The sequence below is a fragment of the Neobacillus sp. SAB-20_R2A genome, assembly GCF_049568635.1.
Classification (GTDB): domain Bacteria; phylum Bacillota; class Bacilli; order Bacillales; family Cytobacillaceae; genus Neobacillus; species Neobacillus citreus.
Genome location: NZ_CP145895.1, coordinates 2519881 through 2535229, shown reverse-complemented (window position 1 = coordinate 2535229; position 15349 = coordinate 2519881). Strand labels below are relative to the sequence as shown.

Annotated in this window: 12 protein-coding genes; 4 read left to right on the top strand and 8 right to left on the bottom strand. The window is 41.6% G+C overall.

Annotated elements, in window-relative coordinates; translation table 11 throughout:
* Positions 1-102: 102 nt before the first annotated feature.
* Together nasC and V5M37_RS12395 are read right to left on the bottom strand one after the other, a co-directional pair.
* The gene (gene nasC, locus V5M37_RS12400; protein ID WP_423802192.1) at positions 103-2238 is read right to left on the bottom strand and encodes an assimilatory nitrate reductase catalytic subunit NasC; all 2136 of its coding nucleotides are present in this window, start codon (positions 2236-2238) and stop codon (positions 103-105) included.
* On the bottom strand, positions 2231-3175 hold the full coding sequence (locus V5M37_RS12395; RefSeq protein WP_423802191.1) for a (2Fe-2S)-binding protein: 945 nt from the start codon (positions 3173-3175) through the stop codon (positions 2231-2233). Before V5M37_RS12395 ends, nasC begins: the two co-directional genes overlap by 8 nt.
* A gap of 341 nt (positions 3176-3516) precedes the next feature.
* Between V5M37_RS12395 and V5M37_RS12390 the strand changes: the two genes are divergently transcribed.
* Positions 3517-4722, top strand: a complete 1206-nt coding sequence (locus tag V5M37_RS12390) for a nitrate/nitrite transporter (RefSeq protein WP_423802190.1) — start codon at positions 3517-3519, stop codon at positions 4720-4722.
* Positions 4723-4800: 78 nt separating this feature from the next.
* Here V5M37_RS12390 and V5M37_RS12385 read toward each other — a convergent pair whose 3' ends face one another.
* The 4 genes from V5M37_RS12385 to V5M37_RS12370 all read right to left on the bottom strand — a co-directional run bounded on the left by V5M37_RS12385 (position 4801) and on the right by V5M37_RS12370 (position 8853).
* Positions 4801-6114 (bottom strand): ammonium transporter, encoded by a 1314-nt coding sequence (locus V5M37_RS12385; protein ID WP_423802189.1) that lies wholly within the window; start codon positions 6112-6114, stop codon positions 4801-4803.
* A gap of 5 nt (positions 6115-6119) precedes the next feature.
* A complete protein-coding gene (locus V5M37_RS12380; RefSeq protein ID WP_378581639.1) occupies positions 6120-6479 on the bottom strand; it encodes a P-II family nitrogen regulator in 360 nt (119 codons plus the stop codon).
* A gap of 286 nt (positions 6480-6765) precedes the next feature.
* Positions 6766-8427 (bottom strand): AAA family ATPase, encoded by a 1662-nt coding sequence (locus V5M37_RS12375; protein WP_423802188.1) that lies wholly within the window; start codon positions 8425-8427, stop codon positions 6766-6768.
* Positions 8428-8562: 135 nt separating this feature from the next.
* A complete protein-coding gene (locus V5M37_RS12370; RefSeq protein WP_213115825.1) occupies positions 8563-8853 on the bottom strand; it encodes a hypothetical protein in 291 nt (96 codons plus the stop codon).
* A 165-nt stretch (positions 8854-9018) separates the two neighbouring features.
* Between V5M37_RS12370 and V5M37_RS12365 the strand changes: the two genes are divergently transcribed.
* A complete protein-coding gene (locus tag V5M37_RS12365) occupies positions 9019-9444 on the top strand; it encodes an HIT family protein (protein ID WP_423802187.1) in 426 nt (141 codons plus the stop codon).
* Between the two features lie 48 nt (positions 9445-9492).
* Here the strand turns inward: V5M37_RS12365 and V5M37_RS12360 are convergent, their stop codons facing one another.
* The gene (locus V5M37_RS12360; protein WP_423802186.1) at positions 9493-11487 is read right to left on the bottom strand and encodes an acetoacetate--CoA ligase; all 1995 of its coding nucleotides are present in this window, start codon (positions 11485-11487) and stop codon (positions 9493-9495) included.
* Positions 11488-11722: 235 nt separating this feature from the next.
* On the opposite strand from V5M37_RS12360, the gene V5M37_RS12355 reads away from it, so the two are divergent.
* A complete protein-coding gene (locus tag V5M37_RS12355) occupies positions 11723-13159 on the top strand; it encodes a PLP-dependent aminotransferase family protein (protein WP_423802185.1) in 1437 nt (478 codons plus the stop codon).
* Positions 13160-13194: 35 nt separating this feature from the next.
* Here the strand turns inward: V5M37_RS12355 and V5M37_RS12350 are convergent, their stop codons facing one another.
* On the bottom strand, positions 13195-13377 hold the full coding sequence (locus V5M37_RS12350) for a hypothetical protein (protein WP_423802184.1): 183 nt from the start codon (positions 13375-13377) through the stop codon (positions 13195-13197).
* A 276-nt stretch (positions 13378-13653) separates the two neighbouring features.
* On the opposite strand from V5M37_RS12350, the gene V5M37_RS12345 reads away from it, so the two are divergent.
* The gene (locus tag V5M37_RS12345; protein WP_423802183.1) at positions 13654-15321 is read left to right on the top strand and encodes a ribonuclease J; all 1668 of its coding nucleotides are present in this window, start codon (positions 13654-13656) and stop codon (positions 15319-15321) included.
* Positions 15322-15349 lie beyond the last annotated feature (28 nt).

The window sequence follows — 15349 nt, the reverse complement described above, 5'->3', positions numbered from 1 at the left end:
ATTCCCTCCTTGTTAAGTTTTTTAAAATATATCACACCCTTTTCAACTTGTTACCGTTCATGTAAGGTTTCCTAACGTAGTTTTTAAATTAAAAGCTTTCATTCAAAAAAGCGGGCTTACTTTAACCGCACTCAATTTATAACCCGGCATTTTGCAAATCGGATCCAGTTCCTTTGCTACGAGCAAGTTAACATTTTGCGAATCCGCCCAATGAAAAGGAACAAACACCGTATCCGGACGTATTGTTTCCGACCATTTGCTTCTCACAACTATACTCCCTCTTCTGGATTCAATTTTTACCAACTTTTCATCGCCGATTCCGTAGGCCTTTGCCGTTGAAGGGTGGATTTCCAGAAAGGATTCAATGTTTCTTGCGGCTAATGCCGGGCTTTTTCTTGTTTGCACACCTGTTAAATAATGCGAAACGACTCGGCCTGTTGTTAGATATAACGGATACTCTTCGTTTGCCTTTTCTTTGGAAGCGGCCAATTCATTCGGCACTACCGCCATAACCGCTTTACCATCCGGATGAGCAAAAGAGGTTTCGAACAATCTATTTGTCCCATTGCTGGATTCATCCGGACACGGCCATAACAAACCGCATTCCTTTTTTAAACGATCATATGTTATGCCGAAATAATCAGCGATTCCTCCACGGCTCGCCATTCGTAACTCATTAAAAATTTCTTCCGGTGATGCATAGGAGAAATATTTCCCTTTGCCTAGAGCTCTAGCGATGTCACAAATTATCTCCCAATCATGTTTCACCTCTCCAGGACACGGAAAGCTCGCTTCCCTTAACAATACCCGTCCCTCTACATTCGTCATTGTCCCTGTATCTTCAAGATAAGAAGAACTTGGTAAAATTAAATCTGCTAATCTAGCAGTCTCGGACACAAATAAATCTACGGCAACAAAGAATTTTAATTTTTTTAGAGCTTCTTGTACGAAAACGGCATTCGGATTGGAAACAATCGGGTTGGAACACATGAGCAGCATTCCTGTTATTTCACCTTCATAAATTTTTTCCATCATTTCATAGGCTGAAACACCCTTTCCGGGCAATTCCTCCACAGGGATTCCCCAGACACGGGCCATAAATTCGCGATGTTCCTCATTTTCAATTGAGCGGCAACCTGGAAGCTGATCTGCTTTTTGACCGTGTTCTCTTGCTCCTTGGCCATTTCCCTGACCGGTAATCGCTCCATAACCACAATTTAGCTTCCCAATTTTACCTGTAACAAGCAGAATATTCAGGAAATTGCACACAGCAACAGAGCCATCTATTTGCTGCTCCACTCCTCTAGCGGTAAAAATCATTCCTGATTTCTCTTTCCCAAACTTTCTCGCTGCTGTTCGAATTTGCTCGATGGAAACACCTGTTTGTTCTGCAATTTGATCCAACCTCAAGCTGTGGACGTAGTCTTTAACAGCTTCAAATCCATTTACCCGCTCCTCTATAAAACCATGATCCAAATAGCCTTCTTGAATGATGACCTTTAATAATCCGTTAGCCAGAACGGCATCAGTTCCCGGTCTTATCTGTAAGTGTAAATCAGCCAATTTCGTTGTCGCCGTTTCCCGTGGGTCAATGGCTATGATAAAAGCACCGTTTTCTTTTGCCTTCTCAAAATATGGCATGATAGTAGGCTGACATTCGGCAATGTTTGTTCCTGCTAAAATAACGCAACGCGCAAACGGAACTTCGGATAAACTGTTAGTGAACCCTCTGTCCATTCCAAACGTTTGGTTGGCGGCGGAAGCTGCGGCAGACATGCAAAAACGGCCATTATAATCAATGTATCTGGTTTTTAACGCTACCCGTGCAAATTTCCCCAACAAGTAAGCTTCCTCATTAGTAAGGGATGCACTCCCGTAAACAGCCATGGCATCGTGACCATCCTCCGCCTGAATTCGGGTAAACTTTTCTTTGATGTGATTTAAGGCTTCCTCCCAGGAAATCCGGACAAATTCCCCATTTACTTTTAATAACGGGTATTTCAAACGCTCGCGATGGAAGGCGTGTTGATGGGCATTTGCACCCTTCATGCATAAGCGCCCCTCGGAAGTTGGATTTTCCTTGCCCACTGTCATATATCTTTTCCTAGAAACAATCGATTGTTCGATCAACTGCATCTTACATTGCATGCTGCAAAATGGACATTGTGTATCGTACGTTTTTTCCTTTTCCACTTCCTGCTGCTTGTTTCGAAAATACTTTAATAATAACTCAGTCATGGACGCCCACCCTTTTCTTTCTTATCGATTCATCCTCTCTTAACCTCTTAAGCAATTGCTGGCGAAGCTCATCGTCAAACAATACTTCTCTTACATGGATTAGGCCCGCTCGTTCTAACCATTGCCATGTCCGCTCACGGTAATTGGCTGTTTCTCTGTAATATTGGATAAAACCGGAAACTATTTCGATTGCTTCTTCCTTGGTTACTGAAATACATAATAATTTTCCGCTTCGAGGGACATGCCCAGAGCTGCCGCCTACATATATTTCCCAGCCCCTGTCAATTCCAATCAGGCCGATATCCTCTGTTACAGGAACCGCCACATTATGCATACATGGGAAAATATCAATTTTTATAGGGTAGGGTGTTAATAGACTTTCAAATTTCATTTGAAGACACTCAGCAATTTGAGGAGCGGAATGCCAGTCACATTTACATATTTGTTCCCCGATATTAGTGTTGATGTTACCTTGCATGTTGGCTTGTTTATCCACGTATTGCGGATCTATCATGCTTAAATAATATTGAATAGCTGGGGTACAGGTCGGACAGCCAGTCGCATTTTCCCATTTGAGAACCGCTCTTACCTCTTGGACAGTAGTTAATCCCCTTAATTGCATCTCTTTAACCGCTTCTTCTTCTGTTAATGATGTGCAAGAACAAAAGGGTTTTAAGTGATTATCTTTAACAAATTGTTCACTCTGAATTAAGGATAGGAGATCTGCTACTAACGGTTTACAGCCTCCACAAGAACTAGATGCTTTTGTGCAGGTTTTTATTTGTTCAACGGTTGTTAACCCATTTTTTTGAACCGCCACCAAAATAGCCTCTTTCGTTACTCTATTGCATCTGCAAATGACTTTGTTTATAGGCATGGCAGCTGCCTTTGATTCCCCTTTAACCATTCTGTTTCCAACTAGAGCTGGTCTTTCCATCCCAAATAACACCTCCACTAGTGATGAAATAATCGAATATCCCACATTATTTCATAAAAATCGGATTAAGAAATTAAACGCGTTACATTTTCTAACATAAAAAATTCCATGTTAGATGACCTTACAGATTTTGAGACAAAACAAAATTGACCTATTATTCTTGAAAACAGCAAGGGATTTACGTAAAGCACTTAATGGGGAATGGAGGCTTGGAGATGAAAAAAGTAATTGGTTTTTTTACGTTTTCTGTATTGTTGGCTAAAATAATTTTCTCAAAAAAACAAAATATCGGATGGTAGATTCCTTTAGCCGGATAATACGCAAGGAAGGAGTACAATAAAATGAGATTAATAGAATTAAGAAAAAGCGGGCATGCCCCCTCGCTGCTGTCATCGTTTTTATACTTTGATGTCAGTTTCATGGTTTGGGTAATGTTAGGAGCTCTAGGAGTCTATATTACAAATGGCTTTAATCTATCACCTTCTGAAAAGGGATTCATCGTCGCCATCCCTATTCTTAGTGGCTCTTTTTTCCGCCTTATTTTCGGGGTATTAACAGACCGGATTGGTCCGCGCAAAACGGCCATTTTCGGAATGGTCGTATCATTGATTCCCCTCTTATGGGGATGGAAACTCGGAAATACATTAACTGAACTTTATTTAATAGGCATCTTACTTGGTGTAGCTGGGGCAAGCTTTGCTGCAGCCATACCGATGGCGAGCCGCTGGTATCCACCGCATTTACAGGGGCTGGCAATGGGGATTGCAGGAGCCGGAAATAGCGGTACACTTTTCGCTACATTGTTCAGCCCTCGTTTGGCTGAAGCTTATGGCTGGCATAATGTCATGGGACTGGCTTGTATCCCGCTTTTGATCGTTTTCATCATTTATATCATTTTGGCGAAAGATCCTCCTTCTCAGCCAGAATCTAAACCAATATTCGAATATCTTCGAGTCTTCAGGCAGAAAGACACTTTGTATTTTTGCTTGTTATATAGCTTTACTTTTGGCGGTTTCGTTGGGCTATCTAACTTTCTAGGGATCTTTTTTGTTGACCAATATCATTTATCAAAAGTCCAGGCAGGTGATTTCGTTACACTTTGTGTAGCAGCAGGAAGTTTTTTCCGTCCTATTGGCGGATATATAGCCGATAAAATCGGCGGAGTCCGCCTTCTTACCTTTCTATTGATTGCAGCAGCACTCAATATGTTCGGTGTAAGCCAGCTTCCTTCCCTTTATATGGCGATAGCTTTTTTATTTATCGGCATGCTTTGCCTCGGAATGGGCAATGGCGCGGTATTCCAGTTAGTTCCTCAGCGGTTTTCAAAGGAAATTGGAATGATAACCGGAATCGTCGGGGCGGCTGGAGGGGTTGGCGGTTTTTTTGTCCCGAATATTCTTGGTACTCTCAAACAAGTAACCGGAACATACCAAACAGGTTTTATCGTTTATACAGTCTTGGGTGTGGCTGTACTGATTGTCCTTGCCAACGCTCAGCAATACTGGCAAAAAAAATGGATTTCAAATGAGGCTTCAATCAAAATTTAATCTTTTCGTGAAGGGTTGGAATCTATAATAAAAAGAAATAAGCCAGTAATATCGAATTTCGATATACTGGCTTATAAGTTATACCGCATCCCTAGAAACTTTTTTCCCTCTGCTCGGGGCAACGGTGATACCTGTTGACTCTTCAAAATTGTACAAGCTGGCAGGCAAATCCGCGAATCGCTCTAATTCGTTATAGGCTGGAATACCGTGATAGGACATATCCAATCCTTCTTCTTCCTCTCGTTCCGTCGCCCGGAGTCCAACCGTTTTCTCGCATACAAAAGCCATAAACGATCCGCAGATAAGTCCCCAAATAACTACTGCTGAAGCACCCAATAGTTGAATTTTAATAAGAGAAAAATCCCCAGAAGTGAATAACCCATGAGACTGATCAAACAATCCAACCGCGATGGTGCCGAATACACCATTAAACCCATGAACCGCCACTGCACCTACAGGGTCATCGACTTTTAAATAGTCCACTAATAACGTTGCGTATATGACAATAATACCGCTGATAATACCAATGATGATTGCACTCCATTGCGAAACAAAGGCACATCCTGCTGTTATAGCCACTAACCCAGATAATACCCCATTGATCATCATACTTGGATCCGCTTTACCAAACTTCTTCATCGTCATAAAAAGAGCCGCTGTTCCGCCGCTCGCTCCTGCAAGCATCGTATTAATGGCTATAGAAGCAAAGGCTTTATTAGAAGCATCCAAGGTGCTGCCAGTATTAAAGGCAAACCAGCCAAACCACAAAATGAACGTTCCGGCTGAAGCTAAAGGTATGTTACTTGGAGCAAATACATTCGTGCTTCCATCGGAATTGAATCTTCCTTTCCTCGGCCCCAGCCATTTCGCCATAGCAAAAGCTGCAAAGCCACCGACCGCATGAATAGCGGCCGATCCGGCAAAATCCTTCATCCCCAGTTTCGCAAGCCAGCCGTTTGCGCTCCAAATCCAATGTCCGGAAAGTGGATATACAATGATACAGATTAAGGCAGCTGTTAAAATATAGGCTTTAAAGTTCATTCGTTCGGCAACAGCACCAGAGACAATCGAAATACAGGCAACCGCAAAGCCCATTTGAAACAACACGAAGGCCGTGCTCGGCAGGTCAATGGAAAGGGTAATATTTTGCGGGTGTCCAAAAAGTGTGGTTCCAAAAAATCCATTAACATCCTTCCCAAACATCACACCAAATCCAATCAGCCAGAAAGCTAAAGCACCAACCGTTAAATCCACAAAAATTTTCATGGTCACGTTTACGGCGTTTTTTGTTCGAACCAGGCCAGCTTCGAGTAGACTAAATCCGCCTTCCATAAACAGCACCATTGCCGCTGCAAGGACGACCCAAACCGAATTTAAGTAGATCAGTTCCATGATACTTATCCCTCCTTTTTCTGCAAATCATCAATATCATCATCCGTTTCACCTGTCCGGATGTTATACGCCTCTAAAATCGGATAAACATAAATTTTTCCGTCCCCATCTTCTCCAGTTTGCGCAGCGCCCACAATTGTCCGAATGGTCCGTTCCACCATGTAATCGGAAAGGATGATCTCCAATTTTACTTTTGGATGGAGGGTCACTTTGTAATTTTTCCCGCGGTATACACCTTGAGTATCTTTCTGCTTTCCTCTGCCAACCACCTGCGAAACGGTAAACCCAGTAATACCTATACTCTTTAACCCTTTTATGGTCTCAGTAAGTCTTTCAGGCCTGATAATGGCTTCAATTTTTTTCATTAAGGTGGACCGCCTTTCTCCGTGTTAGCTTTTATAACATATAATGATAAATAATATAACATTTGCAAAATTACTGTCAATTAAAATATAAATATTACAGTCTTTAACCCAATTTAATAGAAAAAGGAGCATCCCTTTTTTCCTAAAAAGAAAATGCTCCTCAATATTTCACAGCTTATTGGTTTACTCTTTCAAGCACATTACCAATATACAAAATGTGTAAAGGATAAATTCTATAAAATAACCAGTCAATCAAAGGATTAACTGGTTTCTTTCTTTTTTATAATTATGCCCCGACCTCTGGCATTTCCAGGCTCTGTTGGCCATTTAGTCCTTTATATATTTGTTCAATTTCATCTCCTGTTAAATCGCCCCGCTTAAGCAGTTCTTCTGCAATCGCGTGGACGAAGGCAGCATTCTCAAGAACCAGCTTTTTCACATTGTTCATTTCATCCTTTAACAGCTGGTTTATTTTTGTACGAAGAGCCCTTAGGCCATCGGCTCGCGACCCTAAGGCAAGCCAACTGAACAATTCATCTCCCATCCCAACAATACCGAGGTATGCACCGGCAAGCTCTGTTGCCTGCCGCAGGTCAGATGTGACGCCATTTAATTTTTTCCCGAGGAATTCTTCCTCCACCGCCCTGGCGGCAAGACAAACTTGTATTTCTGCAAGAATTTCACTGTCACTGCGGTTATATCTTTCATGGGTTGGTTTCGTGGCCGCAAGACCGAGGGCTCCGCCACGGCGAATGATAGTAACCTTCCAAACTCGTTCATGCGGTTTCAACAGGTACTGTGCCACCGCATGACCAGCCTCGTGATAAGCAACATTGCGTTTTTCATCTTCGCTCATTGAACGAAGCGGCTGTTTGAGCCCCCATTCATATGTTTCCATTGCGTTTCGGAAATCCTCATAGCTCGAAACCTGTGCCCCGCGCTGGTGAGCGATGACAATTGATTCGTTGACAATATGCTTAATTTGGGCTGGACTATAGCCGATGGTATCTAATGCAGCACGTTCTGGAGTCAGCGACTGATCACGCTTGATTTTTTGAAGATAATAGAAGAAGACGTCGACGCGACCATCATAGTCAGGTGAATCGACCCAAAGCTTTCGGTCGAAACGGCCGGGTCTGAGCAGCGCTTGGTCAAGAACATCCGGTAGGTTGGTCGCTCCAATCGTCAAAACCGGAGGCCGTTCAGCCTTTTTACGCCTTAAGCCTAGCGTGCGCAGAAGCTTGGCAAACCAGGAGCTGTCAATATTCGGGGGATCCATTTGCAAGAGGAGCTCATTTAAAAGGCCGGCGCCGCCCATTCCCATCATCCCTCCCATCATTCCGCCGCCTCCGCCGCCTGATTGACGGCTCATGCCGATGGCATCGATTTCGTCGATGAAGATAATACAGGCGCCATATAATTTTGCAAGTTTTCTAGCTTTTTTATATAAACCCATGACTTTAAGGTTTCCTACACCGAAGAACATATTCTGAAAGCTAGGGGCAGATGCATAGGCGAATGGTACTTGTGCTTCATTCGCTATGACTTGGGCCAAGTAAGATTTTCCTGTCCCAGGGGGTCCGCAAAGCAATAATCCCCTTATAGCTTCGCCCCCCATTTCCTTAAATTCCTTCACACCTTTAAGGAGGGTGACAATACGCTTGGCATTTTCTACAATTTCAGGGTTTCCTCGATAATCATCCCAAGAGGAACCTGTTTCACCTGGCAAGATCCAATAGGTTCGCCCCCTGGCCAGAAACCAAAATAGAGCAACAAACTGAATAATCATAAACATCATGGCAAAAAACAATTGGAAGACAAAACCTAAAATAGTTATCGCGATATTCCATGCTGCAGGTCCTCCTTTTACCAACAGCATGACTAAAAACACGAAAACCGCAACCCAGAGGATAATTTTCCGCCATTTGACCCACTGATAGTTCCTCAAGGTCTCACATCCCTTCTTAAATTTGTGAAATATTCTATGAAAAATAGGCTTCCATGTTGACAGGAAAGGTGTCAGGCTTGAAGAAATATTTTCATCAAAAAAACCCTCCGCAAAGGAGGGTTTCTATAAACCAGATTATTTAAATTTCTTATAAATATCAAATAAATACTTGAGAGAAATGGCGATACCGCCAATAAAATAGAAGGTTACCAGTATCCATCCTGACGGGTCTATGGAGAGCATTGAAATGAGGATATTTAATGGGAAGATGAAGTAGAGGACATCCTTAAGATAGTCTAAAACTAATGTTGGGCTGAATGAGCCTTTCCAAAATGATTTTACAAAAGCTATCAGAAAATCAATAAGCATAAGTCCGAAAGCAGCCCACAACGTATACAGCATCCAATCTGCAAGTGCAAAAGACATTATTCATCACCTCCTTACTACATAATATTCGTGTAGAATTAGCTGGTGAGAATAGTGAAAAATTTTATTATAAACAAAATAGTTTAAAATTAGACAAGATATGAGCACAATAAACGAGAAAAATTTATATTTACTATATTAAACTAGAGAAGAGGATGAAAATGGATGGAATTAAATAAAGATTGCATGTATTGCATGGAGGATGAAAGAATAGACAATCTTATGATTAAAATAGCTAATCTTGGTGTTTCCACAGTTTTTCTCTTTAAAGAGCAAACCTATAAAGGCAGATGTAATGTAGTATATAAGGATCACGTAAAGGAACTTTTTGAACTTAGTGACCAGGAATTATCTTTATTTATGAACGATGTAAAAAGGGTAGCAGCTGCTATTGACAGGGCTTTCCAACCAAATAAGATAAATTATGGTGCATACGGCGATACATTACATCATTTACATTTGCATGTCGTCCCAAAATATGAAGGAGAAGATAATTGGGGATCAACCTTCGTAATGAATCCCGGCAAAGTTTATCTGACTGACAAAGAATATTCAGATATGATCAAAAAGATTAAAGCCAATTTAGATTAATCCTGAAAACAATAATAAAGCCGCCCACCTTGTGAGCGGCCTAAAAGTTTATTTTTGTAAGCCGTTTAGATTTTTCTGAAATTCTATGAAATATTGTAAAGTATCAGGATTCGCTAATGAGCCTGTATTCACTGCCTTTTCAACAGGCGTTCCCATCAAAATTTTCTTGATCGGTACCTCTAGCTTTTTGCCATTTAAAGTTTTCGGCAGCTCATCTACTAAAAAAATTTCATTTGGCACATGACGCGGTGAGCAGTCCTTGCGGATGGCCTGATTGATTCTTGACTTCACATCTTCAGTCAGAACGGCATCCTCTTTCAATACAACAAAAAGCGGCATATAAGATTGCTCGGCACTTAGCGGCAGATCGACAACTAAGCTATCAAGAACTTCAGGCACTTTTTCCAATGCACTATAAATTTCACTCGTCCCCATCCGGACTCCGCCGCGATTAATCGTTGCATCCGAACGTCCGTAGATAATAGCACTTCCTCTTGAAGTGATCTTAATAAAATCACCATGACGCCAAATGCCTGGGTACATATCAAAATAGCTGTCGCGGTAACGCTCGCCGCTTTCATCATTCCAAAAATAAATCGGCATCGATGGTGTCGGCTCGGTTATGACGAGTTCACCTATTTCATCTGTCAACTCTTCGCCCTGTTCGTTAAATGCCTTTACAGCAGTACCGAGCGCCCGGCACTGCAGTTCCCCAGCATGAACTGGCAGGGTTGGAGCACCGCTAACGATTGAGGTACAAATGTCCGTTCCTCCACTTGTCGAAACGAGCCAAAGGTCTTCTTTCACATGTTCATACACCCATTCAAATCCGCTGACAGGAAGAGGTGACCCCGTTGACCCGATACTTTTTAAATGGGAAAGATCAAACTGTTCCCTCGGCTTCAGGCCAGCCTTCATGCAAGCCGTAATAAAGCCTGCACTGGTTCCGAACATAGTCATTTTCGAGGAATCGGCAAATTTCCATAATGTATCATAATTTGGATATGCTGGATTACCATCATATAATAGAATCGTTGAACCCACCAGTAAACCGCTTACAACTACATTCCACATCATCCAGCCAGTTGTGGTATACCAGAAGAAACGATCATCTTTAGAGATATTGCTTTGCAGAGCCATCATTTTAAAATGTTCTAATAAAATTCCACCCTGACTTTGGACAATCGCTTTTGGTTTGCCAGTAGTACCGGAGGAATATAAAATCCACAGTGGATGGTCAAATGGCACTGCCTCGAATGATATTGCTGCCCCTGTTGTAATTTCAAGCGGATGATTCCACAAGACAGCGTTCGTTAACTGTCCGATATTTGGCTCTTCTTTTATGTTTGGGATAATGATTGTTTGCTGAAGAGTTGGCAGTTCCGCTTGGATTTTTTTCACCAGTTCAAGGCGATCAAAGTCTTTTCCTCCATACCGGTAGCCATCAACGGCAAACAATACCTTAGGTTCAATTTGCTTAAAGCGGTCAATTACGCTCATGATCCCAAATTCAGGTGCACAGCTTGACCAGACGGCCCCGATGCTGGCACAAGCAAGAAAGGCTGTAATCGTTTCATGAATATTGGACGCATACGCTACTACACGGTCTCCCGGCTGAACTCCAAGTGATTTAAGATATTCGGCAATGGCCGCGGTGTTCTTTTTCAATTCAGCCCAGGTTATTTTCCCTTGTGTCCGGTTTTCACTTTCGTATATAATTGCTTCTTTTTCAGGGATTTCATTACGAAATACATGCTCTGCATAGTTTAAAGTTGCTCCAGGAAACCACTGAGCCCCTGGCATTTTTCTTACCTTTAAAACCTCTTCATATGGCGTTTTCGCCTGAATGTCAAAATAGTGCCAGACGGCAGACCAAAAGCCTTCAATCGAGGTAACTGACCACTTCCATAACTGTTCATATGTATCAAAGTGCAGTCCCCGTGTTTCTTCCAGCCATATCATGAATTTTTTCAAATTGGATTCATCCTGGAATTGTTGTGAAGGCTCCCACAACAACTTTCCTTCCATTTTTTCAATCGTCATTGCCATTCCCCCAAATGTCGTGTTCGAATTGTTTTAGCTACACTTACCATATACGAGTTTAGGATAGTAATTTCCTTCTTAATTTTTCAAAAAATGAAAAAACTCTTAAAAGAAAAGCTGCCTTGTTGCAGGCAGCTAAAATACGAGGCACCGACTATCGTGTCCAAAATGAAAAATGCTTTGAAAAAGTATACAATTATAAATAAGACCTAGTTTAAGTTAAAGGATGTAGCTAATGGATTGGAAACCTAACAGAAATTCTAAAATACCCATTTATAAACAACTTGCTATATATATCGAGAACGGGATTGCGGATGGAACTTTTCCCCAAGATAAGCCATTGCCTTCTGAAAGAGGCTTGGCGAAAGAACTCGGAGTAAACAGAAGCACCGTTATTGCGGCTTATGACGAGTTGGAATCAAATGGACTGATTGAGCGAAAAAAAGGCAGTGGAACAACCGTAAGCAAAGATATTTGGGGAATGGCTAAGAACCGTGTTCCAAGCTGGAACAGGTATATTGAGGCAGGCTCATTTCTTCCCAATTTACCTGTAACGCAAAGAATTCACAAAGAGATGGCTGAGCAAAAATTAATTAATTTAGCCAGCGGCGAATTATCTCAGGATTTATTTCCCTTATCGTCTCTTAGGGAAATTACTATGAACAGATCCTTTATCGGTACTTTGGGATATGACCATCCACAGGGTAATTTGATACTCAGAGACACACTTGCTAAACATGTTAAACAGTTCCGAGGGATCGAAACGAATCCTTCATCTATATTGGTTACTTCGGGAGCACAGCAAGCTTTGCATCTTGTGGTGCAATGCCTGTTAAAACCAGGAGACTCAGTTGCCCTTGAGAATCCTTCCTATCATTACAATCTGCCTGTATTTAAATCTGCAGGAATCAAAACCTATTATTTAAAGGTTGGCAAGGATGGGATAAACCCCGACGATATAACCGATTTATATAAAAAACATCGAATTAGGATGATTTTCTTGAATCCAATTTTTCAAAATCCTACAGGAACTCTTTTGTCCCTAGAACGGAGGAAAAAGATTCTTGAAATATCATCTGAATTTGGGATTCCAGTGGTGGAGGATGACCCCTATAGTTTAACGCCTTTTTCAATGAAGAAAATCCCAACTCTTAAATCATTGGACCATCATGGGAATGTTTTATATATTAGTTCTTTGACAAAAATTGTTGCCTCTGGGCTGCGGATAGGATGGATTATTGGACCGAAACAGGTCATTGAAAGGTTAGCAGATGCAAAACAGCAAGTCGATTTTGGACATGCCAGTTACTCGCAATGGATTGCAAATGATTTTTTAGAATCAAATGATTTTGAATCTCATATGAAAAGGTTAGTTAAGAGGTTGGAAAACCGCAGGAATCAAATTGTTAATAGTCTGGATACGTTTTTAAAAGATCAAGTCGAATTTAATATCCCACAAGGCGGCATTCACTTGTGGTGCCGAATTAAAAATGGATGTGATGAAATCCAATTGTTGGAGGAATCGATAAAAAGAGGTGTAATATTTGTCCCTGGTTCAACGATGGGGACTGAAAAGGGTTTCGTCCGTTTTACCTTTGCAAGGGAAAATGAGGAAATGATCAATGAAGGAATTCGAAGGTTTGCTGATGCACTTGAGATTGTTTCAAACTAAATAGGGCAAATAATAAGACCATCCTTCAAGATGGTCTAATCAACCCCAATATAGATTCCAAGTGAAATTAAAGCGATGCCGATAATAACAACATATATTAAAGTTAAGTTGGTGGTGTTTCTTTTTGTTGAACCAGTGTAGTTTTCATCAGGTTTCCTGGTAATTAATAGCGTTGAAACTACAGAAAAAATAAGGATTAAAATTACTAAACCGATCATTATATTCATACCGCACCTCTAATTAAAAAGCTTTTGCTACCTATATAATATCGAAAACACATTGATTATTGACCATCCAATTCATCTAAAATTAGACCATCCACTTTTTTCTTTATAAAAAAGGCCGTTGTTTATACGGGCCCCTATATTATATTGACACGTTACCTCATGATTTTGGGGCGGTGAATCTTACGGAAAAATGGTGTTCACAGTTAATTAATGAAGGATTCTCCGGGTATATTATGAATATCAGAATGTATTCGGGAGGAAGAAAAAGTGAGTAACAATACCCTATCCTTTTTTGCTTTAGGCGGCATTAATGAAATTGGCAAAAACATGTATGTGATTCAATATAATGACGATATCGTGGTGATTGATGCCGGCGGAATGTTTCCTGATGAAAGCTTGCTTGGAATTGATTTGATCATTCCAGATGTGACCTATTTGGAAGAAAACCGTGAGAAAATCCGTGCTTTAGTTGTGACTCATGGGCATGAAGACCATATTGGAGGTGTTCCTTATTTTTTAAAAAAATTAAATGTACCTATTTATGCAACACGTTTTACGCTCGGTTTGATTGAATTAAAATTGGAAGAGCACAGACTAAAACGGGATACTAAGCTTGTACCGATTGATGCTGATTCAGAGTTAGAATTTGGCGAGATTAAAGTTTCCTTTTTCAAAGTCAGCCATAGCATTCCGGATTGTCTCGGGATTGTTTTCCATACGCCAGAAGGAAATGTCGTTCATACGGGGGACTTTAAATTTGATCTAACTCCGGCCAATAACCAATATTCCGATATACATAAAATGGCAGAGATTGGCCAGAAAGGCGTTTTAGCGTTAATTTCGGAAAGTACGAACGCAGAAAGAAAAGGGATCACTCCTTCTGAGCAAATGGTGGGCAGTCATATGTTGGAAGCTTTTCTTCGGGCTAGGGGGAAAATTTTCGTTTCGACTTTTGCTTCCAATGTTAATCGTGTGCAGCAAGTAGTGGAAGCCTGTCTTGAGACAAATCGAAAGCTGGCCTTGCTGGGCCGAAGTATGGTGAATGTCGTTGATGTTGCCATTGAACGTGGCTATCTGCATGTACCGGAAGGAATGCTGATAGCAGCAGGCGAAATCGAAAAATTTGCCCCCGAACGAGTCGCCATCCTATGTACCGGAAGTCAGGGCGAGCCAAATGCCGCTCTCGGGCGGCTCGCAAGCGGAAGCTATCGGGATGCTTCGATTTATCCCGATGATACTGTTATTCTAGCAGCATCCCCTATTCCTGGGAACGAAAAGGATGTTTCCCGGATTATCGATAACTTGTTCCAGCGGGGAGCGCATGTTATTTACGGTTCCGGAAGCTCAACTGGTATGCATGTATCGGGCCACGGTTACCAGGAAGATCTAAAACTGATGCTTACGTTGATGAAGCCCACTTACTTTATTCCGATTCACGGCGAATACCGGATGCTTCACCATCACCGGATGCTTGCGGAATCGGTTGGAGTGGAAAAAGGAAATACCTTTATTATCCGGAATGGGGTTGTTGTGGATATTCAAGACGGGGTTGCGAGGCAGACAAGATCCGTCCCTGCAGGTGATACATATGTTGACGGTGTGAGTGTCGGTGATGTGGGAGAGATCGTGCTGCGTGATCGGAGGCAACTGTCTGAAGATGGCATGCTGGTAATCGTCTTAACGTTGAGCAAACGGGACCAACGGATTATCCAAGGACCCGACACGATTACGCGCGGATTTGTGTATGTAAAGGAATCTGAGAATTTGATGAGGGAAATTAACAACCTTGTCAAAAAGACAGTCAATGACTTACAAGAAGAAAACATTCGGCAATGGAACGTCATCAAACAAAACATCAAGAAGACTGTAGGACAGTATCTCTTTAAAGAAACGAAAAGAAAACCGATGATATTGCCGATTATTATTGAAATCTGAATTAGAGTCAGGCACCCTTGTAGGTGCC